This window comes from Microbacterium sp. LWH12-1.2, from assembly GCF_040675825.1.
Classification (GTDB): Bacteria; Actinomycetota; Actinomycetes; order Actinomycetales; family Microbacteriaceae; genus Microbacterium.
This window is the reverse complement of sequence record NZ_JBEGIJ010000001.1, coordinates 820224-843827: the sequence shown is the minus strand read 5'-3', so window position 1 is coordinate 843827 and position 23604 is coordinate 820224. Positions and strand designations below refer to the sequence as shown.

The 23604-nt window shown below is 66.5% G+C and carries 23 protein-coding genes and 1 tRNA gene; 3 read left to right on the top strand and 21 right to left on the bottom strand.

The genetic code is table 11. From position 1 onward, the window contains the following. Position 1: 1 nt before the first annotated feature. Entirely contained in the window at positions 2-1267 is a 1266-nt protein-coding gene (locus MRBLWH12_RS03935) for an MFS transporter (protein ID WP_363551296.1), read from the bottom strand. A 63-nt stretch (positions 1268-1330) separates the two neighbouring features. Then, the gene (locus MRBLWH12_RS03930; protein ID WP_341975025.1) at positions 1331-1729 is read right to left on the bottom strand and encodes a VOC family protein; all 399 of its coding nucleotides are present in this window, start codon (positions 1727-1729) and stop codon (positions 1331-1333) included. A gap of 56 nt (positions 1730-1785) precedes the next feature. Between MRBLWH12_RS03930 and MRBLWH12_RS03925 the strand changes: the two genes are divergently transcribed. Next, a complete protein-coding gene (locus tag MRBLWH12_RS03925; protein ID WP_363546330.1) occupies positions 1786-2577 on the top strand; it encodes a hypothetical protein in 792 nt (263 codons plus the stop codon). 15 nt (positions 2578-2592) lie between these two features. On the opposite strand, the gene MRBLWH12_RS03920 is transcribed toward MRBLWH12_RS03925, so the two are convergent. From MRBLWH12_RS03920 to MRBLWH12_RS03875, 10 genes are all read right to left on the bottom strand, one after another. Further along, positions 2593-3003 (bottom strand): hypothetical protein, encoded by a 411-nt coding sequence (locus tag MRBLWH12_RS03920; protein WP_341975027.1) that lies wholly within the window; start codon positions 3001-3003, stop codon positions 2593-2595. Positions 3004-3127: 124 nt separating this feature from the next. Further along, complete coding sequence (locus tag MRBLWH12_RS03915) at positions 3128-4297, bottom strand: lytic polysaccharide monooxygenase (RefSeq protein ID WP_363546327.1); 1170 nt, start codon at positions 4295-4297, stop codon at positions 3128-3130. Positions 4298-4462: 165 nt separating this feature from the next. Next, a tRNA-Gln gene (locus MRBLWH12_RS03910) sits at positions 4463-4534 on the bottom strand. A gap of 96 nt (positions 4535-4630) precedes the next feature. Next, positions 4631-6136 carry a glutamate--tRNA ligase gene (gltX, locus tag MRBLWH12_RS03905; RefSeq protein ID WP_363546324.1) on the bottom strand — a complete coding sequence of 502 codons (1506 nt, stop codon included), beginning with the start codon at positions 6134-6136 and terminating at the stop codon, positions 4631-4633. Between the two features lie 58 nt (positions 6137-6194). Beyond that, positions 6195-6959 carry a class I SAM-dependent methyltransferase gene (locus MRBLWH12_RS03900; RefSeq protein ID WP_363546321.1) on the bottom strand — a complete coding sequence of 255 codons (765 nt, stop codon included), beginning with the start codon at positions 6957-6959 and terminating at the stop codon, positions 6195-6197. Then, positions 6956-8215 (bottom strand): MFS transporter, encoded by a 1260-nt coding sequence (locus tag MRBLWH12_RS03895; protein ID WP_363546320.1) that lies wholly within the window; start codon positions 8213-8215, stop codon positions 6956-6958. Before MRBLWH12_RS03895 ends, MRBLWH12_RS03900 begins: the two co-directional genes overlap by 4 nt. Beyond that, positions 8212-8988, bottom strand: coding sequence for a fumarylacetoacetate hydrolase family protein (locus MRBLWH12_RS03890; RefSeq protein ID WP_341975032.1), 777 nt, complete (start codon positions 8986-8988; stop codon positions 8212-8214). The genes MRBLWH12_RS03895 and MRBLWH12_RS03890 overlap by 4 nt, the downstream gene beginning before the upstream one ends. Before the next feature lie 17 nt (positions 8989-9005). After that, positions 9006-10106 (bottom strand): branched-chain amino acid aminotransferase, encoded by a 1101-nt coding sequence (locus MRBLWH12_RS03885; RefSeq protein ID WP_363546317.1) that lies wholly within the window; start codon positions 10104-10106, stop codon positions 9006-9008. Positions 10107-10199: 93 nt separating this feature from the next. After that, positions 10200-11246 carry a 3-isopropylmalate dehydrogenase gene (locus MRBLWH12_RS03880; protein ID WP_363546314.1) on the bottom strand — a complete coding sequence of 349 codons (1047 nt, stop codon included), beginning with the start codon at positions 11244-11246 and terminating at the stop codon, positions 10200-10202. 64 nt (positions 11247-11310) lie between these two features. Continuing rightward, positions 11311-12858, bottom strand: coding sequence for an MFS transporter (locus MRBLWH12_RS03875; RefSeq protein WP_363546312.1), 1548 nt, complete (start codon positions 12856-12858; stop codon positions 11311-11313). Between the two features lie 96 nt (positions 12859-12954). Between MRBLWH12_RS03875 and MRBLWH12_RS03870 the strand changes: the two genes are divergently transcribed. After that, positions 12955-13497, top strand: a complete 543-nt coding sequence (locus MRBLWH12_RS03870; protein WP_363546309.1) for a TetR/AcrR family transcriptional regulator — start codon at positions 12955-12957, stop codon at positions 13495-13497. 5 nt (positions 13498-13502) lie between these two features. Here MRBLWH12_RS03870 and MRBLWH12_RS03865 read toward each other — a convergent pair whose 3' ends face one another. From MRBLWH12_RS03865 to MRBLWH12_RS03850, 4 genes are all read right to left on the bottom strand, one after another. Then, complete coding sequence (locus tag MRBLWH12_RS03865; protein ID WP_363546306.1) at positions 13503-13964, bottom strand: DUF2867 domain-containing protein; 462 nt, start codon at positions 13962-13964, stop codon at positions 13503-13505. 19 nt (positions 13965-13983) lie between these two features. Beyond that, entirely contained in the window at positions 13984-15588 is a 1605-nt protein-coding gene (gene serA / locus MRBLWH12_RS03860) for a phosphoglycerate dehydrogenase (RefSeq protein WP_341975038.1), read from the bottom strand. Positions 15589-15709: 121 nt separating this feature from the next. Beyond that, positions 15710-16072, bottom strand: a complete 363-nt coding sequence (locus tag MRBLWH12_RS03855) for a hypothetical protein (RefSeq protein WP_341975039.1) — start codon at positions 16070-16072, stop codon at positions 15710-15712. After that, a complete protein-coding gene (locus MRBLWH12_RS03850) occupies positions 16069-16533 on the bottom strand; it encodes a hypothetical protein (protein ID WP_363546302.1) in 465 nt (154 codons plus the stop codon). Before MRBLWH12_RS03850 ends, MRBLWH12_RS03855 begins: the two co-directional genes overlap by 4 nt. A 55-nt stretch (positions 16534-16588) precedes the next feature. Between MRBLWH12_RS03850 and MRBLWH12_RS03845 the strand changes: the two genes are divergently transcribed. Beyond that, complete coding sequence (locus MRBLWH12_RS03845) at positions 16589-17533, top strand: hypothetical protein (RefSeq protein ID WP_341975041.1); 945 nt, start codon at positions 16589-16591, stop codon at positions 17531-17533. Positions 17534-17605: 72 nt separating this feature from the next. Here MRBLWH12_RS03845 and MRBLWH12_RS03840 read toward each other — a convergent pair whose 3' ends face one another. The 5 genes from MRBLWH12_RS03840 to MRBLWH12_RS03820 all read right to left on the bottom strand — a co-directional run bounded on the left by MRBLWH12_RS03840 (position 17606) and on the right by MRBLWH12_RS03820 (position 23589). Further along, positions 17606-18958 (bottom strand): alpha-L-fucosidase, encoded by a 1353-nt coding sequence (locus tag MRBLWH12_RS03840; protein ID WP_363546298.1) that lies wholly within the window; start codon positions 18956-18958, stop codon positions 17606-17608. 40 nt (positions 18959-18998) lie between these two features. Further along, positions 18999-19919, bottom strand: coding sequence for a carbohydrate ABC transporter permease (locus MRBLWH12_RS03835; RefSeq protein ID WP_363546295.1), 921 nt, complete (start codon positions 19917-19919; stop codon positions 18999-19001). Further along, complete coding sequence (locus MRBLWH12_RS03830) at positions 19909-20814, bottom strand: carbohydrate ABC transporter permease (RefSeq protein WP_341975044.1); 906 nt, start codon at positions 20812-20814, stop codon at positions 19909-19911. Before MRBLWH12_RS03830 ends, MRBLWH12_RS03835 begins: the two co-directional genes overlap by 11 nt. A gap of 20 nt (positions 20815-20834) precedes the next feature. Then, positions 20835-22094 (bottom strand): ABC transporter substrate-binding protein, encoded by a 1260-nt coding sequence (locus tag MRBLWH12_RS03825; protein ID WP_363546292.1) that lies wholly within the window; start codon positions 22092-22094, stop codon positions 20835-20837. Between the two features lie 232 nt (positions 22095-22326). Further along, positions 22327-23589 (bottom strand): alpha-L-fucosidase, encoded by a 1263-nt coding sequence (locus MRBLWH12_RS03820; protein WP_363546289.1) that lies wholly within the window; start codon positions 23587-23589, stop codon positions 22327-22329. Positions 23590-23604 lie beyond the last annotated feature (15 nt).

Below are 23604 nucleotides of genomic sequence, written 5' to 3'. Positions count from 1 at the left end.
TCTACATCTCCTGGTCGACCGCGATCGGCGTTGTCTCCTCCTCCGCGCCGTTGGCCGACGCCGGAACGACGCGCTCGAGCACGATCGCGAGCACGCCGACTCCTAGAGCGCCGGCGACCATCACAGCGATGAACCAGCCATCCAGCCCCGCCCCCAGGAGCAAGCCGGCCGCGAGGGGACCGGTGATGGCACCGCCCTGGAACGCCGCCGAGTTGATCGCGTTGTACCGGCCGCGCGTGCGGTCGGAGGCGAGATCGTTGTAGATCGCGGGCACGGTCGGCTGCAGCATGGTCTCGCCGAACGCGAAGACACCCATGAACGCGAGGACTCCGATCGCCGCCGCCAGGGAATCCGGGAGGAAGCCGGTCGCACCGAGCAGCAGCCACGACAGGGCCCAGATCAGGGCCATCACCTGCATGACTCGGGTGCGGCGCTTACCGGTGATGAACCGGAGCACGGCGAACTGCAGCAGCACGATGACCGCGGTGTTCACCGCGAACGACAGTCCGACCACGCGCGTCGAGACCTCTGACACCTGACGTGCGAAGGCGGGGAATCCGGCCTCCATCTGCCCATAGCCGATGAAGACGGCGAGGAACGTCAGAACGGTCAGCCACAGCACCACCGGACGCCGAAGTATCTCTCGATAGCCGCCAGCGGGTGGGGCGCCCTCTTCGACGTCCTCTGTGCGGACGTGGCGCAGCGGCCCGAGAAGCAGAGCCAGCGGGATGAGGCAGCTCACGGCGTCGATGAGGAAGATCGTGGTGAAGGTACCCGGATCGGTCACATCGACGAAGAATCCGCCGATCACGCCGCCGACACCGATTCCGAGGTTCACGAGCGCGAAGTTGACACCGAAATACTGCTGGCGAACCTCTCCGTCGACAACGGTGGCGATGAGGGCGTTGAAGCCGGGCCAGGACACCCCGAAGTTGATGCCGATGAGGATGACGGCGATGGCCGCGACCGCCGGATGCGATGCGAAGGCCAGCAGTGCGCATCCCGCGATCATCGCCACGAGACCCGCGAGCAGCACTCTGCGGGCGCCATAACGGTCGATGAGGGTCCCGCCCGGACCGGTGACGATGAGGCCGGTGATCGCGATGAGGCTCATCAGCGCGCCCGAGAGCCCGAGGTCGAAGCCGCGAACCTCATGGAAGTAGATGATCGTGAACGGGAGGGTCATCCCCCGGCCGAGCGTTTGAATCGCGACCGTCGACAGCAGCCATCGCCCTTCAGCGGGCAGGGCATTCCAGAACGTCTTCATACCGGTCACCCGATCATTCTTCCGGATGCCACCGACATCAGGGTCGTGCGGGCAGCCTCGACGTCAGCGACTCTCCTCGAACACGGTGATCTGCAAGTCCCCCGGCGCGTCGAGCCGAGCATTGAGCGAATCCCACGGCGTGCGCGTCGGCGGCGCGATCACCTCGGCCCCCGCCGCCTCCATGTCTGCGGTCATCGCGGCCGCATCGACGACCTCGAATGCCACGCGCAGACGCGGGCTCACCCGGCGCCCGACCTCGACATCGTCGATGAGGTCGACCTGCTCCGGGGTGCTCAGCTCGAGCGTTGCCCGTCCGACATCCAAGATCGTCACACGAGCGCCGTCCCCGCTGTCGACGAACAGCTCCTCCGGTGCGCCGAGCACGTCACGATAGAAGGCGACGGCCTCGTCGTAATCCGCCGCCTCGACCACCAGCCGCATCTGCAGCACCCGTTCGTTCATCTGAGCCCACCCTCCGGAATTGATCGTTACCGCCCGCTTCTGAGATCATCTCGAGTATGCCGGTGTCATTCAACGAGTTCCATGCCGCTCTGCTGCACGCCGAGACGAGGGACGCGTTGGGCATCTGGATGTCGGATGCCCAGGCGCAGCACGTCCATGCGGATGCGCAGCTTTCCCAGGCGCACTACGCGCACTGGCTCGCCTCGAATCCGGAACCGGTCTTTGCGGCTGCAGGAGCCCACGATTTCTTTCCGACCATGCCGCTGCCGACGCCGTTCGTCAATGCTGCACCGGCGACGATCGTGAACGCCGCACCGGCGCCGGTCTCGACTCCTGCGGCCGGATCCACCCCCGGGAAGAAGAACACCGGGCTCTGGGTACTGCTGTCGATACTCGGAGCTTTGATCCTGATCGCCGTGATCGTCGTCGTCGCCGCGTTCGCGACGGCTCGGCATTGGACGAAGATCGACATTCCTGAGCAGCCGGAGACATTCCACAGCGAGGAGTACGAGACCGGACTGTACGACGTCACCATGGACACCGTGAACCCGTGCTGGGTGGACCAGGGCTGGGCGGACTGCACCAATGCGATGGTCGTCCAGTACAACGCGGCGTGCGCGGATGTCGATCTCACGGCGACCGCAACGGCTCTCTGCGACGACTATCTCTCGTCCATCGACGAGATGAAGGCCGCCGGCGCTGACGGCGTCGTCGCCACGCTCGGCACGTACGGCCATCTGCATCGGACGGCAGAGGTATCGACGCGCGAGGTATCGAACAACGACGCCCGCCCCGCCGTCACGCACGAAGCCGTCTGCTATCTCGGTTTCATCGGCGAGTGCGAGTAGTGCCTCCGACCGGAGCTACTTCTTCGGAGTCACCTCGACGGTGAAGGCGACCTCATCGCCCGAGGCATCGTTGGAGAGGACCACGTCGGTCTCGCCGACCTTCTTCGCGGTCAGGCCCGGATTGAACTGGGCGGAGCCGTCATCCTTGCCGGGTGTGAACGAGACGATGGCCTCGTCGTCGATCTCGGCCTTCCAGTCGAGGTAGTCTTCGTCGTCACCGACGAGATCGATGACGTTTCCTTCGACGACCGTCACCGTCGTGCCGTCGATCTTCGTCAGATCGGCGATGACCGGCGGCAGCGCATTGCCACCGCCGTCGCCACTGGTCGGTGCCGCGCATCCGGTGAGTGCCAGACCGACAGCGAGAAACCCGGCCGCGAGCATCGAGGGACGACGAGTCGAGGGCGACGACGCGAACCACTTCACGGGATACCTCCAGACCGCGTCCGCCGTGCGCAGTCGCTCAGTGCGAATGTAGCGCGTCGACGGGTCCGCGCACAGGGGCGACTTGGACGAGGGCGTTCCCACCGCGACCAGCGAGCACCGCGGGTCATGCCTTCGGTTTCCACAACGAGAGCGCGTTGATCCAGTTGGGGTCACCGACGCCCTGGTAACTCTGCTGGCAGACGAGCTGGAGGCCGTTGTACGTCACGACGTCGCCTTTCGTGTACGTGCCTGTAGGGCTCCACACCGGCACCGTCGGGCCTGTCTCCGTCGCAGTTGTCACCGAGAACACCGCGCTTGCTGGTGACGCGTGGCCTGCGGCATCCACCGCACTCACCCGATAGCGGTACGAAGTCGACGGCGACAGCCCTGTGTCGATGTGGCTGGTGCCCGCGACCTGAACGATCTGCTGGAAGGCTCCGTTGCCGAGTGATCGCTCGATGCGGTAGCCCACGACGCCACGATTGTCGCTCGAGGCTGTCCACATCAGGTCGATACTCGTCGACTTCGTCGCCATGCTGTGCAACCCGGTCGGTGTCGTCGGTGCCGTGACGTCGGGCCCGTTTGTCGGCGTGGGGCGCGGTGTCGGCGTGGGAGTCGGCGTAGGCGTCGGGGTGGGCGTCGGGGTGGGCGTCGGGGTGGGCGTGGTCCCACTGCCCGAAATATTGACGTCGATGACGTTGTAGAAGGCGTTGGCCGTGTCAGCGACCTCCCACACCGCGAGGATGACGTGGTAACCGGTGTGGTCGGACGGGATCGTGATCGTGTGCGCGGGGTTCGTGTTCGCTGCTGTGCCGTTGTGCGGGACCACCGTGAGAAGTTCGAAGTCGCCACGGTCGAGCGGAGCGTTCGGGTTCCAGCCGACCTTCGTGATGTAGTAGCGCCATTCCGCCGCCGGGTGCGGCGCCGTGTAAGCCCAGCCGAACACGTGCGGGCCGGGCGTGACGTTGTTCTTCGCCCATCGCGTCGCGCTCTGAGCGTCGAGCTCTCCGAAGCGCGAATTGCCCGCTGAAGCGATCTGACCATCGGCCGGTCCGGTCACCGGGAACCCACCGGTCCCCTCGAGGCTCTGCGGCTCGTACTGAACCGCGCCGAGGTTCGTGTTCGCGGTGAATGCGGCACGCGCCGTGAGCTCGCTGCCGGCTCCACCGACCCACCCGTGCGCCTGCGCGGCGGAGGTGCCGCCGATGACGAGCGCACCTGCGACCAGGAGTGCGACGACGCTCTTCGCCGTGCTTCTCCTGTGAATCGGATTTCGGGTCTTCGCAGCACTCATGGTGGATTCCCTTTCTCGAGGACGCCGCCACTCGAACGGCATCTCTGGATCGGAGGTGACGCTACTCCACGCCGGGGTACGCCGACATTGTGGATAACCACGTCATCCGAGATGAAGGGATCCGAGAACAAGAAAACCCCCGCCTGAGCGGGGGTTTCAATCTTGCTGGGGTACCTGGACTCGAACCAAGAACAACGGAACCAGAAACCGCCGTGTTGCCAATTACACCATACCCCAAGGGCGAAACCAGGGCCTCGCACCAAGAGTCAAGCTTACCCGAGCGGCGGCCGGAACACCAAAACAGCCCGGTCGGCAGCCCGCTCGGGCGCGTCGTCAGTCCTTTCGGAGCTCCGCGAGGGCCCGGAGGCGTCGCAGTGACTCGTCCTTGCCGATCAGCTCCATCGACTCGAAGAGCGGCGGCGAGATACGGCGCCCCGTGATCGCCACACGCGGCGGACCGTAGGCGACGCGAGGCTTGAGCTCGAGCTTCTCGACCAGTGCGCTGGCGAGAGCATCCTGGATCGCCGCCGGCGTGAAGTCCGTCAAAGGCTCGAGGGCGGCGACGCACGCTTCCAGCACCTCCGCGGCGTTCGCCGGCAGTCCCTTCAGCGCATCCGCCTCGTATGAGATCTCGTCGGTGAAGAGGAAGCCGAGCATCCCCGGCACCTCGCCGAGAAGCTGTACGCGCTCCTGCACCAGCGGTGCGGCACGGAAGGCGAGAACCAGCTGCTCATGGGTTGGCTCATCGAACAGGCCGGCCGCAGCAAGGTACGGGATGCTCCGTTCGGCGAAGTCCTTCACATCGAGCATCCGGATATGGTCCCCGTTGATCGACTCGGCCTTCTTCTGGTCGAAGCGCGCCGGATTCGGGTTCACGTTCTCGATGTCGAACGCGGCGGTGAACTCCTCGAGTGAGAAGACGTCGCGGTCGTGGCCGATCGACCAGCCCAGCAGCGCCAGGTAGTTCAGCAGGCCCTCGTGGATGAAGCCGCGCTCCCGGTGCAGGAAGAGGTCGGCCTGCGGGTCGCGCTTGGAGAGCTTCTTGTTGCCGGTCTCCCCCAGCACCAGCGGCATGTGGGCGAAGCGCGGCACGAAAGTGGTGACGTCGGCGTCGATCAGCGCAGCGTACAGCGCGAGCTGGCGGGCGGTCGACGGCATCAGATCCTCGCCGCGCAGCACGTGCGTGATGCCCATCAGCGCATCGTCGACGGGGTTGACGAAGGTGTACAGCGGCACGCCGTTCGGGCGGACGACGACGAAGTCGGGGAAGGATCCTGCTGGGAACGTCACCTCGCCGCGAATGAGGTCGACGTACGTCAAGTCCTCGTCGGGCACCCGCAGTCGCAACGCGGGCTGACGCCCATCGGCGCGGAACGCTGCCTTCTGCTCATCGGTGAGCTCGCGGTCGAAGTTGTCGTAGCCGAGCTGCTTGGCCCGCCCGTTCGCTTCGTTGCGGGCGTCGATCTCTTCCGCGTTCGAGTAGCTCTCGTACAGAGCACCCGACGCGACGAGCTTGTCGATCACGCCCTGGTAGATATCGTGGCGCTGCGACTGCCGGTACGGCGCATGCGGGCCGCCGATCTCGACGCCCTCATCCCAGTCGATCTTGAGCCAGGTGAGCGCGTCGACGAGCTGGCGGAAGCTCTCTTCGCTGTCGCGGGCGGCATCGGTGTCCTCGATGCGGAAGATCATCTTGCCGCCGTTGTGACGGGCGTAGGCCCAGTTGTACAGAGCGGTGCGCACCATGCCGACGTGCGGCAGGCCGGTCGGCGAAGGGCAGAAGCGAACGCGGACGTCAGCGCCGCTTGCGGTCGTGGTGAGGGGGTGAGGGGTAGCCATAGCCCTCCAATCCTACGGCGCGCTGATACCGCGCCGATCCGTCACTGCCCCGTCCGCCTCAGCCGCGCCGGCCGGACGCGATGGCGGCAGTATGTGGGAGGGCGAGGACCCCGTCGACGGAGCGATCGGCACACACGTCATCGAAAGCACGACGGAAGTCGTCACGACCTGCCTCGTCAAGACTCAGGTAGAACGCGCCGGCAGACGCCACACCGCCCTCGGCCGACGCCCACAGCGCGGCCGGTTCGGCGTGCCACGTCCAGCTGAGCTCCGACACGAGGACGTCGCGCCAACCGGCGGCGCGGAGCATTCCGGCGAACCCCTCCGCGGTGCGCTCGAAATCCTTGTCCGGCGCGAGCCGCTCCCCCGCGACAGGTTCAAGGCCGGCACGCGCGCAGACCTCGTGCCACAACCAGGACGGCGAAGCCAGCCAGATCGTCGCTGCCACCCGGTCCGCACTCACCCGCGCGAGTTCTCGTGCCGACTGTCGTGGATCGTGGACATGGTTGAGGACGAAGTTCGCGATGACGGCGTCGAATGCGGCCTCGTCGAACGGCAGGTCAGGGAGGGATCCGGCGATGACGGCGAGTCTCGGATGCTCTCGTGCGGCGACCGCACGCATCGTCGCTTCCGGTTCGCAACCGGTCACGTCCCACCCGTCCGCCGCGAAGCGCGCGGCGACCATTCCGGTTCCTGAGCCGACGTCCAGCAGCGAACGGCCGGATGCCGGTCCGAGTTCTGCTGCGAGAGCATCCGTGGTTCCGGCGCAGAGTGCCGCATATGACGACGCGTACGCCTCACCGACGCCCGCCCACGGCTTCATCGCATGCCCCTCCGAGCGAGCGGTGAAAGGGCGACGATCGCGGTCACGATCGCGAACGCCGCCGTGCCGAGTCCGGCGTACTGGAAGTTGGAGAGGATCACACCGGCGAGCACCGCTCCGGCCGCAGCGGACAGGCTCATCAGCGAGTCACTGCGCCCCTGGCGTGCCGTGCGCACGTCCGGCGCGCTCGCTTCGGTCAGCAGTGCCGCGCCGGCGACGGTAGCGGCACTCCAGCCGAGCCCGAGCAGGACGAGCGCGATCATCACGCCCGCAGGCGAGGAGTTCGCGAAGATCGCGAAGCCCAGCGCGCCGACCAGCAGCACCTGACCGAAGAGCACCACCCGCAGGCGACCCCACCGGTCGGCGAGGATGCCGAATACCGGCGAGAGAGCGTACATACCGGCGACGTGCATCGCGATGGTCACGCCCACCAGCAGCGAGACGTCTGCCGACGAGGCGTACCCACCGTGTGCGCCGTGCGCCATATGCGCGAGATGCACCGGTGTCATCGCCATCACCGACGCCATCACGACGTGCGAGCCGGCGACGGCGAAGATGGCGTAGCGCGCGGCAAGAGGGCGGTCGGCGCGCTCCTGGCCGGTGGCCTCGGCTGCCGCCTTCGCGATGCGCTGAGCCGCCAGCAGCGGATCCGGGCGCAACGCGATGATGTACAGCAGCAGGGCGGCGCACTGCGCCACGAACGAGAACACGTACGACCCGGTCAGCGGCGGCATCCCGATCGCCTTGCCCACGATCTCGCCCGGACCGAGCAGCAGCGGACCTGCCACGCCGCCGACCGTCGTCGCCCACACCACGACCGACAGGTCTCGACCCCGATGTGCGGGGGCGGCGAGGTCCGTGGCGGCGAAGCGCGACTGGAGATTGCCGGCGTTGCCGGCGCCGATCAACAGGATGCCCACGAGCAGCAGCGGGAACACGCGCAAAGCCGCCGCGAGGATCACGACAGCGATTCCGACGAGTGCGAAGAGGTTCCCGAGCGTGAGCGCACGGCGGCGCCCGACGCGGGCGGCAAGCTTCGCCAACGGAATGGCGCACAGCGCCGCTCCGAGAGTCACTGACGCTGTGGCCAGCCCGGACAACGCGTCATCGCCCGAGATATCTGCGGCCAGGAGTGCGCCCAGCGAGACGGTGGCGCCGAAGGCGATGCCGCCGAGCACCTGGCCCATCGACAGCACCAGCACCGTGCGGCGCTGCACGGCCGCTTGCTGCTGTGCCGTCAGCGCGACGACGGTCATGACGCGGGAAGCGCGTCGCGCACGGAATTGCGCAGGATGCCCAGGCCGGTGATCTCGACCTCGACGGTATCGCCCGCCTCGAAAATCCCCACACCTGCGGGCGTTCCGGTGAGGATGACATCGCCGGGAAGCAGGGTGAAGACGGCCGAGGCGTACTCGATGATCGCCGGAATCGAGTGGATCATGTCGGTGAGCGGCGCGTGCTGGCGCACTTCACCGTTCACCCTGGTCTCGATCGTGGCGGATGCCGGATCGAAGTCGGTCTCGATCACGGGGCCGAGCGGGCAGAACGTGTCGAAGCCCTTCGCCCGCGACCACTGGCCGTCTTTGCGCTGGAGGTCGCGCGCCGTCACGTCGTTGCCGATCGTGTAGCCGAGCACGTAGTCCAGGGCATCCGCCGCCTTGACGTTCTTGGCGATGCGTCCGATCACCACCGCGAGCTCACCCTCGTACTCGGTGCGCTCCGAGAGGGTCGGGCGCACGATGGTGTCGCCAGGGCCGATCACCGCGGTGTTCGGCTTGAGGAACAGCAGCGGTTCCTCCGGCGCTACTCCCCCCATCTCGGCGGCGTGGTCGTGATAGTTCTTGCCGACGCAGACGACCTTCGACCGAGGGATGACCGGTGCGAGCAGCACCGCGTCCGCGAGCGGCACGCGTTCGCCCGTCGTCTCGTATCCGGCGAACAGGGGGTCGCCGGCGAGGACGACCAGATCCTTCTCGTCGAGGATTCCGTAGGTGATGGCGTCATTGTGGCTGAACCGAGCGATCTTCACCCGTCCAGCCTAGAACCTCAGGCGTCCAGACGGACCAGCCAGCCGTGCCGGTCCTCGCGGCGGCCGTACTGGATGTCGGTGAGCTCTTCGCGCAGCGAGAGTGCGAGCTCGCCGATCGGCTGCACATCCTCGAAGTCATCGTTGACGAGCGCGCCGATCGGGGTGACCACGGCGGCCGTGCCACAGGCGAACACCTCGACGATGTCGCCCGATGCCACGCCCTGACGCCACTCGTCGATCGAGATCGGCCGGCGCTCGACCGTGTATCCGCGGTCCTCGGCGAGCTGCAGGAGCGAGTCGCGCGTGATGCCTTCGAGGATGCTGTCGGACTGCGGCGTCACGACGCGACCGTCCTTGAACACGAACACGACATTCATGCCGCCGAGCTCTTCGACATTGCGCTCCTCGTTGAGGAACACCACCTGGTCGCAGCCCTTCGCGCTCGCCTCGGCCTGCGGCAGCAGACTGGACGCGTAGTTGCCGCCGGTCTTGGCCTTGCCTGTGCCACCGCGGCCGGCACGGGCGTAGTCCTCGGAGAGCCAGATGCGCACGGGCTTGATGCCGCCGGAGAAGTACGCACCGGCCGGGCTGGCGATCACGTAGTAGGCGACCTTCTGAGCGGCGCGAACACCGAGGAAGGCCTCTTTCGCGAACATGAAGGGCCGCAGGTACAGGCTCTGGTCAGCGCCGGAGGGCACCCAGCGGCCGTCTACGGCGATGAGCTCGCGCAGCGACTGGATGAAGTACTCGGTCGGCAGCTCGGGCAGAGCCAGACGACGCGCGCTCGCCTGCAGCCGAGCTGCGTTCCGGTCGGGGCGGAACGTGTGGATCGAGCCGTCGGCGTGACGGTAGGCCTTGATGCCCTCGAAGATCTCCTGCGCGTAGTGGAGCACGGATGCGGCGGGATCGAGCGCGATCGGGCCGTACGGCTGCACGCGCGGACGGTGCCATCCCCCCTTGGTGGACCAGCAGATGTCGACCATGTGATCGGTGAAGTTGACGCCGAAGCCCGGATTCTCCAGCACCTCAGCGAGACGTGCAGGCGCCGCTGCCTGCAGGTTCTTCATCACAGTGAACTCCAGCGGGGCCACGGCCGCCTCTGCGTCGATGGTCGTCATGTCGTCATCCATTCCTTGTGGGTGGGCGCTCCGTCGCGCCGTTTCAGCCTACGCCCGAACCGCGGATGCGCGCCGCCGTTCAGAACCAGTTGGTCAGAGCAGAGCAGTGATCGCGGAACCGATGTCCGCCGTGGTGCGCGGCACGCCGTCGCGTGCGGCGATATCGGCCTCGACGGCTTCGCTGACCCGCAGAGACTCCTCCACGAGACCGAGGTGGTCGAGCAGCAGCGCGATCGAGAGGATCGCCGCCGTCGGGTCCGCCTTCTGCTGTCCCGCGATATCGGGAGCCGAACCGTGCACGGGCTCGAACATCGACGGGAACGCGCCGTCGGGGTTGATGTTCCCGGAGGCAGCGAGGCCGATGCCTCCGGTGACCGCTCCGGCGAGGTCCGTGAGGATGTCGCCGAACAGGTTGTCCGTGACGATGACGTCGAACCGAGAGGGGTCGGTCACGAGGAAGATCGTCGCCGCATCCACATGCAGGTAGTCGACCGTGACATCCGGATGCTCGGCGGCGACCTCGTTCACGACGCGCTGCCAGATGCCACCGGCGTGCACCAGGACATTGGTCTTGTGCACGAGGGTGATCTTCTTGCGGCGACGCTCGGCGAGGTCGAACGCGTAGCGGACGACCCGCTCGACGCCGAATGCCGTGTTCACCGAGGTCTCGTTCGCGACCTCATGGGGCGTTCCCTTGCGGATCGCGCCCCCGTTGCCGACGTACGGTCCTTCTGTGCCCTCCCGGACGACGACGAAATCGATCGCTCCGGGGTTCGCGAGGGGCCCGGGAGCCCCGGGGAACAGCTTCGAAGGACGCAGATTCACATAGTGGTCGAGCGTGAAGCGCAGCTTCAGAAGCAGGCCGCGCTCGATGTTGGCGTCCTTCAGCCGGGGGTCGCCCGGGGTGCCGCCGACGGCGCCCAGCAGGATCGCGTCGTGCGCGGCGATGGCCTCGAGATCATCGTCCGTCAAGGTGTCGCCGGTCTCGAGGAAGCGCGCAGCGCCCAGCGAGAAGCGGGTCTTTTCGAAGCTGACGCCGCTGCCTGCGGTGACGGCATCGAGCACCTTCTCGGCTTCGACGACGACCTCGGGGCCGATGCCGTCACCCGGGATGACGGCCAGCTTCACGACACGCGACATGACACTCCTTGCATCGGGATCGCCCGCGATCCGACGCGGCGCGGGCGTGCATCCAGCGTACTGGTCAGTGCATACGCCCTGAGCGCAGTGTGACGGCGGCGATCACTCCGGCTGCCACGACGAGCCCGGCCCCGATCAGCGACGTCACCGTCACTCCGGATCCGAACGCCGTGGCTGCGGCGTTCCAGAGCGTGTCGCCGAGCTGCGCCGGGAGTTCCTGCGCGGCCGTGTACGCGCCTGCGAGCGTCTCCCGCGCGGCATCCACCGCATCCTGCGGCAGACCATCGGGGATCACCAGCGCTCCGCGGTAGAACGCGGTGATGATCCCGCCGAGCACGGCCGTGCCGAGGACAGCGCCGAGCTCGTACGCCGTCTCGGAGACCGCGCTCGCGGCTCCCGCCTTCTCGGCAGGCGCACTGGAGAGGATCAACTCGTTCGAGATGGTCTCCGCAGCGCCGATTCCGATCCCGAGCACCACGAAGGCGACGACGAGGGGCAGCACGCCGTGCTCGTGCGTGGTGAACGCGACGATCAGATATCCGGCGACCGAGAACACCAGTGCCGACGGGACGAGCACATGCGGGGGCACCCGCCGTGAGATGGGCACGACGGAGAGCCCTGCGATGATCATTGCGACCATCCCGGGCACGAGTGCGAAGCCCGCCGTCATGGGCGACAGACCCAGCACGAGCTGCAGGTGCTGGGAGACGAAGTAGAGGAAGCCGACCAGGGCGACGACACTGAGCAGATTCACCAGGATCGCGCCGGAGAACGAGCCCCGGCGGAACAGAGCCATGTCGAGCATCGGAACGTCCGTGCGCAGCTGGCGCCGCACGAACAGGGCACCCAGCAGGATGCCGAGCAGGGTCCAGACGGCGGCGAGCACGGTCGGTCCCTCGACGGCGAGCGACTTGATCGCGTAGACGATCGGAATCATCGCGCCCATCGAGAGCAGGATGCTGATCGGATCGATCCGGCCCGGATTCGGGTCACGGCTCTCGGGGACGAGCAGGGGTGCCGCGATGAGCAGCGGGATGAGCACGGGGACCGCGATGAGGAACACCGATCCCCAGCCGTAGTGCTCGAGGAGGAAGCCGCCGACGATCGGACCGAGCGCGGCACCAGCCGAGAACGCGGATGCCCAGACGGCGATCGCCAGGCGGCGCTGATCGCGGTTCTTGAAGATCGAGCGCAGAAGGGAAAGCGTCGAGGGCATCAGCATCGCGCCGAAGAATCCGAGGAGGGCACGAGCGGCGATCAGCAGCCCCGCTGTGGGTGCGAAGGCGGCCAGCGCAGACACGGCGGCGAAGCCGGTCGCGCCGATGAGCAGCATCCGTCGACGCCCGAACCTGTCGCCGAGCGTGCCCATCGTGACCAGGAGCCCTGCCAGCACGAGCGGGTAGGCGTCGATGATCCACAGCTGCTCGGCTCCGGTGGGTCCGAGCGCGATGGAGATCTCGGGCAGCGCGAAGCTCAGCACCGTGTTGTCCACCGAGACCAGCAGAACCGGCAGCATGAGGACGACGAGTGCCGCCCAGCCGCGCGCACCGGCTCGCGGCGCATCCGTCTCGATATGGTTATCGATCGTGGGAATCGACGCTGTGCGCGTCATGGAACACCTCTCAGTATCTTTTGGACGCCCCGTTACTAAACCGTCCAGCTGGTACAGTAACAGAATCGGCAGAATTTTTCCCGAGACAGGACCCCGATGCCCCGACCGCCGCTCGCACGTGAACGTGTCCTCGATGCCTTCGAGGCGCTCGTCATCGCCGATGGAGAGCGCTCAGCCACACTGGATGCCACGGCCAAGGCAGCGGGTGTCTCCAAGGGCGGCCTGCTCTACCATTTCGGCTCGAAGGACGAACTCGTCGCCGGGATGCTCGAGCGCCTGGATGCACTGACGACGGCCGACCTGGAGCGCATGTCGTCCGCCGCAGAAGGCCCGGTCGCGTACTACGTGCGGACCTCGGTGATGGAGGATGACGCGCTCGATCGGGCTCTCATCGCCGCTTCTCGGCTGGCTCAGGCCGGATCATCGGCGGCAGCAGACGCACTCAGAGACGTCCGCAGACGTTGGGCGGATCAGATCCGGCCTCATGTGCGCGACGACGCGAGTCTTGATCTCGTGATGCTCGTCAGCGACGGTCTCTACTTCAACAACTCGCTCGACGTGCACGGGCCCGAGCGACTCATTCCGAACGGCGATGAGCTCCGAGACCTCATCGAGCTGGTGCTGCGGGCAACGGCCTGAGGCGCTCACCTCCCGCGCACGAGAACCCGTCTGGTTCGACGGAGCATCGACTGCACGATCAGCGGATGCAGCAGGCTCACCGGAGTGAAGTACAACCGCCCGCGCCACCCGTGCAGCCGGACCACCGTGGTCACCCTGACGATCCCGGAGCGAACGTCCACTCCGACGGCGCATCGAAAATCCAGGTGTTCATCGTCGAACACCATCAGGGCTTCGTCGCCGACCACCTCGCGCACGTCGAAGACACCCGACGGAGCTGGTCGGAGGCCGAGCAGCGAAGCGAAGAGCATTCGCACGGCGAACAGTCCCTGCACGGCGCGCGGCACCGAGGACGGCGAGAACATCGTCTCCGCCCAGAGCCGAGGATCGCTCGGCGCCTGCGGCGGGATCGAGACGAAGAGGACGTCGCCGTGATCGAACCTGCCGTCACCGAAGGCGAGGCTGACGAAGGAGGGCTCGCGGTTCATATGCTCGCCCTCCCCCGCGTCACGCCTCGGTGATCTCGATCTGACGGAACAGGTCGGCGTCGATCGCACTCGAGACGTCGTCGAGCAGATCGTCGGAGACCGGCGAGTCCAAGGTGAGGATGCTGAGCGCCTGCGCACCGGCGGCCTGACGCGCGATCTGCATACCCGCGATGTTGATGCCGGCCTGGCCGAACTTCTGCCCGTAGACGGCGACGATTCCGGGGCGGTCCGTGTACAGCATCACGACGTGGTGCTTCTCGATCGGGAGTTCGACGGCGTGGTCGTTGATGCCGACGAGCTTCTCGATCTGCTTCGGCCCGGTCAGCGTGCCGGACACCGACAGCTGCGAGCCGTCGGAGAGGGCGCCGCGCAGCGTGATGACGTTGCGGTACTCGTCGCTCACGTCGTCCTGGATGAGACGGACGGCGACGCCCCGCTGCTCAGCGAGCAGAGGTGCGTTCACGTACGAGACCGTCTCGCTGACGATGTTCGTGAAAACGCCCTTGAGTGCGGCGAGCTTGAGCACGCTGACGTCGTAGTCGTTGAGCTCACCGTGCACCTCGACGTCGAGGCTCGTCAGCGGCGAAGTCGCGAGAGCGGCGAAGATCTGACCGAGCTTGTCGACGAGGGAGATACCCGGGCGCACGTACGGGTCGATGACACCGCCGGCGACGTTCACGGCATCCGGCACCAGGTCTCCACCGAGCGCCAGGCGCACGGAGCGGGCGACCGAGACGCCGGCCTTCTCCTGCGCCTCCTCGGTGCTTGCGCCGAGGTGCGGGGTGACCACGACGTTCGGCAGATCGAGCAGTGCGCGCGCGGAGCCGCCCTCGGCGGGGGGCTCTGAGGTGAAGACGTCGAGTCCGGCGCCGGCGATCTCGCCGGCGACCAGTGCCTCGTGCAGTGCGACCTCATCGATCAGGCCGCCGCGGGCAACGTTCACGACGAACGCGGAGGGCTTCATCGCCTTGAACTGCTCAGCGCCGAGCATGCCGGTGGTCTCCGGGGTCTTCGGCATGTGGATCGTGATGAAGTCCGACTCCGCGACGAGCTCGTCCAGCGAGAGCAGCTGCACGCCGAGCTGCTGGGCGCGTGCGGAGGTTACATAGGGGTCGTAGGCGACGACGCGCATGTCGAAGGCGGCGAGGCGGGCGGCGACGAGGGCGCCGATGCGGCCGAGGCCGATGATGCCGACGGTCTTCTCGAAGAGTTCGGCGCCGGTGAAGGAGCTGCGCTTCCAGGCCCCGGCCGACAGCGACGCGTGCGCCGCGGGAATGCGGCGGGCGAGGCTGAGGATATGGCCGACGGTGAGCTCGGCGGCGGAGACGATGTTCGAGGTCGGGGCGTTGACGACCATCACACCGGCAGTGGTGGCCGCCTTGATGTCGACGTTGTCGAGACCGACGCCGGCACGGGCGACGACCTTGAGCTTCGGCGCGTGGCTGAGCGCCTCCTCATCGATCTTCGTCGCTGAGCGGACGAGCACTGCGTCCGACTCTGCCAACGCGGAGAACAGCGCCGCGCGGTCGGTGCCGTCGACGTTGCGGACCTCGAAGTCCGGGCCCAGGGCCTCGATCGTGGCGGGAGAGAGTTCTTCGGCGATGAGCACAACGGGCTTCGGCACAGTGGATCCTTCGGGGCAGCGCGACAGGCGGGAGGGGCCGATGCGCCGCACACCGTGGGGGCGCGATCGGTTTCAACTGTACCGGAGCGGTTCAGCGCGCCCCGACGTGTGACGTTCGGCGTCAGCGCGCGACGGTCACCAGTTCGTCCATGTTCAGCACGCTGTATCCGAGAAGACTCAGCCAGAAAACGGCCACCACACCGAGTCCGGTGAGCAGGAGCAGCGCGAGCTCTCCGGCGTTGCGGCGCCGTCCGAGCGCGAGGGCGAGCACGAACACGATGATCGGGAACACCACACCGAACAGGAACGTCACCCAGCCGATCGCGGTGAGACCGCTCGGCAGGAACGAGACCAGATGCGCGACGGCGTTCCAGACGGCGTAGGCGTAGAACAAACCGGCTGCGCCGATGACGGTCCAGGTCAGCCAGCGCGGAGCCCCGTTCCCACCGACCGACTCCGGCACGGAATCTCCTGCAGCACTCACGACCCGATCACCCCCACCGTCACGAAGGGCCATGGCACCAGCAGCACCACGCCGACAAGAAGGACGAGCAGCCGGATCCACGTCGCGCGGCCACGCGTGAGGATCCAGGACGTCAGGAACCAGAGAGCGGGTGCGGCGATCGCCAGCACGAACCACGGCACGAACATCGCGTCAGCGACGATCAGGGCCGTCAGCGGCTTGAGCCGCAATCCTCCGATGACCCACCCGACGGTGTACAGCAGGTAGATGCCCCCGACGATGCCGAGCGTCACGAGCATCGCCGTACTCATCGGCGCGGGCGCATCCGCCGGCGTGACGGTCCCGTCCGCTTCGATCCGCCCCACCTTTGCGCTGCCCTTGCCCACGGCATTCCAGCCGTGTGGAAGCGAGGGGTCGCTCTTCGGCGATTGCTCGTCGCCCGCCCAGCCCAACGCGTCGTCGGAATCGGAGTCGGATGTCATGAGGACAGCGTAGGGCTTCCACTAAGCTCGGCGCTGTAACGATCGGGGAGGCACCGTGGCTGAGAGCAAGAAGAAGGTCGTCCGTGACGATCAGACCGTGTCGAGCGACGGCGGAGTCGTCGACCCGCCGGCGAACTGGAAGCCGACTCCGGAGGCGAAGTCGAAGGCGGTGACCTTCCGTTGGATCGCCGTGGTCCTGTGGGTCCTCGCGATCGCCGGAGAGGCCGTCGGCATCTTCTGGCTGCTGCGCCAGCGCGTCTTCGTCGGCGAGGACGGCGCGCTCGTCCGCGACCCCGACACCGGGCTCCTCGAGGAGCAGGGCGTCACCGCACAGTTCCCGCAGTGGGCGTTCATCGCTCTCCTCGTGCTGCTCGTCGTCATCGCCGCGCTGGCGATCACCGGGTCCTTCCTCTGGAAGAAGGCGAATCGCCTCGATCCCGCGAGAAAGTCCGACACCGTGCGGTTCTTCGTGCAGAACCAGCTCGGTGCGATCATCGCCATCATCGCGTTCGTGCCGCTCATCATCCTCATCTTCCTGAACAAGGACATGGACAAGGGGCAGAAGACGACGGCCGGCATCGTCGGTATCGTCCTGGCCGCTCTCGCCGTCGTGCTCGGGATCGACTTCAACCCGCCGTCGGTGGAGAAGTACACGGCAGACCAGTCCACCGTGATCCAGCTGCTCGGCAAGGACGAAGTCGTCTGGGTCGACGGCGGCGCCGTCTACCACGTGTGCGACGAGGTCTCGGACATCCAGACCGGCAGCGAGAAGCGCACCGGCACCACCGCTGAGGCGGTCGAAGCAGGCAAGACCCGCCTGACGCTCGAGTTCGCATCAGAGTTGAAGACCTGCGGACTGGCTGTGCCGGAGAACTCGAGCGAGATCGTCGAGGCGCTCCGCGCCATCCGCGACGGTTCGACCGACACGCTGCTGCCCGCGCCCGTCTGGGCGGACGCGGCCGACGCTCCGATCGAGGTCGAAGAGGCGCCGTCGGAGTGATCCGCTCCTGACCAGCTGAGAACGGAGGAGGCCCGGTGCACGTGCACCGGGCCTCCTCCGTTCTCGCGGGCGTCAGATCCCGGATGCGGAGAGCACGGCGACCGGTTCTCCGCGCAGACCAACGGGAACCTCGACGGACCGGATGCCGTGCGCGTCCCGCTCCGCGCGCGCGGGAGTTCCGTCCTGCCAGCGCACTTCGACATCTCCGAACTCCGCGGGCAGGGCAACCGTACCGACGCTCGGGTCGAGCGCGTGGAGATGCACGCCGTCTGCCGAACGGGTGTACCGCACCGGCACCCCGGCCTGCTCCCCCATCCGGATCCACGGCCGCGTGCCGTAGATCGCGTCGCCGTTCAGACGCAGCCACGCGCCGAGTTCGCGCATCGCATCGCGCTGCAGCTCCGGGATCGATCCGTCTGCAGCCGGTCCCACATTGATCAGCAGGTTTCCGTTCTTCGCGACGACATCCACGAGGAGACGCACCAGCGCTGCTCCGGAGAGCGAATGCCTGGCGTCCTCGTCCTGGTTGTACCCGAAGGAGTACCCGAGTCCTCGCGTGGACTCCCACGGCTCGGAGATGATGTCGGGGATGTCCGTGTATTCACGCGTGAGGAACCCGTGGTACGGCACTCCCCAGCGGTCGTTGACGACGCCGTCCGGCACCGCGTCGAAGTATCTCGACAGGAACGCGGCCACACCGTAGGCCTCCGGCCCTTTGCCGCCGTCCGGCCAGTCGATGTCGTTCCACAGCAGATCCGGAGAGAACCGCTCGACGAGCTCCTCGAGCTGCGCCGCCGAATAGCGGGCGAAATGCTCGTCGGTCCGGCGATATCGGAAGAGGTCCGTGTCGGACTCGATGGCCGGGAAGTCACTCACGTGCCAGTCCAGAGCCCCTGAATAGTAGACGCCGAACTTGGCCCCCGCGCGACGGGTGGCATCGTGGAACTCCGCGATCAGATCCCGGCGGGGACCACGGGCGACCGCATTGAATCCGGTCGTCCCGGTGCCCCAGAGACAGAACCCCTCGTGGTGCTTCGTCGTCGGGACGATGTACTGCGCTCCGGCGTCCATCAGCTCGCCGACGAAGGCATCGGCGTCGAATGCCGAGGCGTCCCATCGATCGGCGAGATCCTCGTATGACGTACCGGGGCCATAGAGACGCTGGTGGCGCTCCCAGGTGGGGCTGCCTGCGATGCGGACGGTGTTGCCGTACCACTCCGCGTACTGATGCCAGGCGTAGGCATCCTCCGTCGGGATGTTCACGCCGTCACCGTGCTGCACGGCCCAGGCGGGCACCGAGTACAGGCCCCAGTGCACGAAGAAGCCCAGCTTCGCGTCGCGGTACCAGCCCGGCACGCCGTTCGTCGGGTAGGTCGGCGCAGCCGCGCCGAGGTCCGGGCCGGTGCGCTTCTCGAAGTTCATCATGCTGTCTTCTTCTCCTCGTCGTGCATGCGAGTCGCGGACATCAGCGCCCGCCGAGTCCTGCCATCGCGATCCCCTTGACCAGGTGCTTCTGGAGCACGATCACCAGCACGGTCGTCGGGATCATCGAGATGATCGCAGCAGCCATCTGCAGATCCCAGCGAGTGCCGGTGAGGCCGGAGAAACTGGCGAGGCCGATCGGCAGCGTGCCGTGCGCGTTGTAGTCCACGGTCACGATGAGCGGCCACAGATAGCTGTTCCAGAAGGACAGGAACGTGAAGACCGAGAGCACGGCGACGGCCGACTTGGCCAGCGGCAGGATGATCTGCACGAACGACCGGACCGGCCCCGCGCCGTCGACGCGCGCGGCTTCTTCGAGCTCGTACGGGATGCCACGGAAGAACTGACGCATCAGGAAGGTGCCGAACGCAGTGAACGCGAACGGGAAGATCAGCGCCTGATAGGTATCGACCCAGTCGAACCATTGCATGACCTGGAACATCGGGATCACGAGGACCTCGGCGGGCACCATGAGCGTCGCGAGGAACAGGACGAAGACGGCATCCCGCCCCTTCCATCGCAGCCGTCCGAAGGCATAGCCGGCGGTGGTCGAGACGAACAGCACGACGAGCGTGCCGGCGATCGCGACGAAGAACGAATTGCCGATGTAGGTCAGGAACGGCCCGTAGGCGAACACGTCGAGGAAATTCGTCCAGCGCACCTCGGATGCGACCAGCGACGGCGGCATCGTGAACATCTCGGAATTCGGCTTGAGCGCCGAGAAGAACGCGTACACGATCGGCGAGACGAAGATCGCCGCGGCGATATAGACGAGCACATGCGCGATGACGAGTCTGGTGCGCTCCGCTGCGCTCAGCGGCGCCCTGGTGCGTCCCTTGCGGTCGACCTCGACGTGTTCGCCATCGCCGAGCACAACGGATGAGGTCTGCAGGTCAGTGCTCATAGTGCACCCACTTCTTCTGCGCGCCGAACTGCAGCGCCGTGATGACGATGATGAGAGCGAACAGGATCCACGCGCCCGCAGCGGCCAGGCCCAGCTCCTGGAATTTGAAGCCCTGGTTGTAGATGAACTGGACCAGCGGTTGCGTCGCATTTCCGGGTCCGCCACCGGTGAGCAGTTGCGGCTGCACGAACACCTGGAGCGCCGTGATCATCGTCATGATCGTGGCGAAGAACACCGCCGGGGAGATCATCGGGACGACGATGCTGAGCTGCATCCGCAATCCGCTCGCACCGTCGATCCTGGCGGCTTCCATCACCGACTCCGGCAACTGCTCGAGCGCAGCCGAGAAGATGAGCATGTTGTATCCGACGCCTTGCCAGACGCTCATGATGACGACCATGATCATCGCCCACTGCGGGTCGGCCAGGAAGTTCGGCAGCGTCACCCCGAACCAGCTCTCCGAAGCGCCATTGAACAGGCCCTGTGGCTGCAGGAGCATCTTCCACACCAGCACGTTGGCGACCATCGGCGTCACCACGGGGATGAAGAACAGCACGCGGAGGGCGCCGCGACCGCGAATGCGCGGCCCCAGCGCCATCGCGAGGACGAGGGAGAGCCCGACGTTCAGCGGAACGTAGAGGATCGTGAAGACCGCGGTGTTCCGCATCGCCGGCCAGAAGTCCGGGCTGGCCGTGAACAGCCGGATGTAGTTGTCGATTCCGATGAAGGTCTTCTCGCCGAACGTCGGCCAGTCGAAGAAGCTCATCACGACGGAGAGCACGACAGGCACGATGGTGAACAGGGCGAGGCCCACCAGGGCCGGGGTTGCGAACCCCAGCGCCTGGCGGCCTTCGACCTTGGCGAGAGACCTGCGACGTGGCACGTTGGCGGTCATCTCTCTTCTTCCTCAGTTCGTCAGTTGGCGAACTGCTGCTGGGCGGATTCGAGGACCTTGGCCATCGTCTCCTGCCCGTTGTACACGCTCACGAGCTGCGGCTGGACGTAGGTGCCGACCTTCGACCAGTTGTCGCTGACGTACTGGCCCTGGACGTTCTCGAACGCTGCCGTGAAGACCTCTTCGACCTGCGCGCGGTACTTCTCATCGATCGACTCGAAGTAGAGCGGCTGGCTCTCGGCGCGCGCCGGGTAGCTGCGCCCGGAGGAGGCGATGTAGTCCTGAGCGTCGGCACTGAGAAGCGAGCCGAGCACCTTGAGGGCGTCTGCCTTGTTCTCGCAGGTCTTGGAGATGCCGAAGCCGGAACCGAGGATGAGGCTGAGCGATTCGCCGCCCTCAGACGGAAGCGGCGCCATGCCTGCGGCGAAACCCGACTCGTTGGCGAGGTAGCTCACCGCGTTCCAGGTGCCGTCCACTGCCATCGCCGCATTGCCACTCGAGTACTGGTTCTCTCCCCAGCCGGTGTCGGATGCGGACGCGACAGGGAGCGCCACCTTCTGTGCGGAGACCAGGTCCCCGTACCACGTGGCCGCCTCGACGAACTTCTTGTCGGTCAGCTGCAGCTCACCATCGGCGCTGACCGGCTGCAGGCCCGCCTTCGCGATCGGGAGAGCCTGCCACTGGAAGTCGCCCATTCCCACGGCGAAGCCCGCCTTGCCGTTGCTGGTGGCCGCCTTGGCCGTCGCTTCGAAGTCGTCGAAGGTCCAGCCGGGAGCAGGAGTCGCCGCGCCGGATGCAGCGAGCTGATCGGCGTTGAAGTAGACGAGCATCGTGGCGACGTCGAAGGGAAGGCCGTACATCGTGCCCTTGTTCTTCAGGATCTCGGTCGCGCCCGGTGCGAAATCGCTCTCGGCGAGTCCGGCGGTCTTGAGGTCGGCCGCGCTGAGCTCGGCGAAGCCGTCGGTGTAGCTGGACAGCATGCCGCTGTTCATACCGGTGACGCACGCCATGTTGCCGGACGCCATGTTGGTCGTGAGCTTCGTGAAGAAGTCACCCCATGGCGCCGTGCGCAGCTCGATCTTCAGGTCGGGGTTCTGCTCCTGGGCGATCTTGATCTGCGCCTCGAGGGCCTTCGTGTCGTCGGCGGAACCGGCCCACATGTCGACGACGATCGTGCCATCGTCACCAGAACCGGACGCTCCACCGGAGCCGGCACATCCCGTCATGGCGACGGCGACGCCGGCGATGGCGGCGACGGCGCCCATGCGTATCTTCTTCATTGAATTACTCCTTGGGAACGGGAAGGTTGTTCCTAAAATCGAAACAACCTAGGAGGGTTTCGTATGAAGTTACCGTTTCATACTTCAGAGGATGGCGCAAGCTGAACATCGGATGTCTGCGCGAATTGGGGTCACCAAAGGGAGACGCCGCGGCAGCCGGTCCTCTGCACCCGCGTGAGGGCTCGACGACGATCGGCGCACTCCGAGGAGCGCGCCGATCTCAGAATGCCCGTCAGTCCGTCAGCGTGAGTTCGATCACGGGGATGAGGACATCGGGGCGCTGCACTGGGAGATGCACCGTCAGCGTGCCCTCTGCTTGACCGGCCGGCGTCATGAGGTCGGCTTCCTGCCCAGGATCGGACACACTCGTCCGCAGCCACGAGCCGTCATTGAGAAGGCGTGCGTACGCGACCTTTCCGGCGAGCTCCGGGAGATGCACGAATCCCATCGGCCAGAAGAAGAGACTCAGGTACAGGCGATTGCCGCGACGCGTGTACACGCCTTCACGAGGCGGGACGAACGAGGAATGCCCGGCCCCGATGACGGCGTCTCGGTGCAACCGCATCCAGGTCCCGATCTCGGACAGGGTCGCGGCATCACGAGGAACGATCGCTCCACGCCCGTCGGGTCCGATGTTGAGCAGCATGTTGCCGCCCATCGATACGGAATCGACGAGCATCTGAGCCAGCAGGGTCGCCGACTTCTGGTCGGTGTTGTCACGGTGATACCCCCACGAGCCGTTGAGGGTCTGACATGCCTCCCACACCAGCGGGCTCCCGTCGCGCACGAGGGGCGCGGTCGGCTGGTACTGCTCCGGTGTGACGAAGTCTGCAGGGATGCCGAGCCGGTCGTTCACCAGCATGTTCGGCTGCAGCTCTCGGCACAGCGCCAGCAACGCCTGCGCATCCCAGTCGTCCGGCCCCTTCCCCGGCCAGCCGTCTTTCTCGTCGGGGCTGGTGAAATCGAAGAACAGGTAGTCGATGTCGCCGTATTCGGTGAGCAGTTCACGCACCTGACCGTGCAGATACTCCCGATACACGGCCATGTCCCTGCCCGCGTCGAGGTCACGTGCGTCGTCGTCGTCGCGGCGCGGGTGGGTCCAGTCGAGGGTGAAATGCGGGTGATGCCAGTCGATCAGCGAATGATAGAGACCGACTTTGAGCCCCTCTGCACGCAAGGCCTCGACGTACTCGCGGACGAGGTCCCGGTCGACGGCGACGGTGGAGGTGAAGTCGGTGAGTGTGGAATCCCAGAGGCAGAAGCCGTCATGGTGCTTCGTCGTCAGCACCACATAACCCATCCCCGTCTCCTTCGCCGTGCGCGCGAGAGCGCGGGCATCGAAGTGATCAGGGTCGAAATGCTCGAAGTACTGCCGGTAGTCGGCGTCGGTGAGGCGCTCGAAGCTCTGCACCCACTCGTGTCGGGCCGCCGCGCTGTAGAGCCCGAAGTGGACGAACATGCCGAATCGGGCGTCACTGAACCAGTCCTGTCGCATGGCCTCATCCTAGCC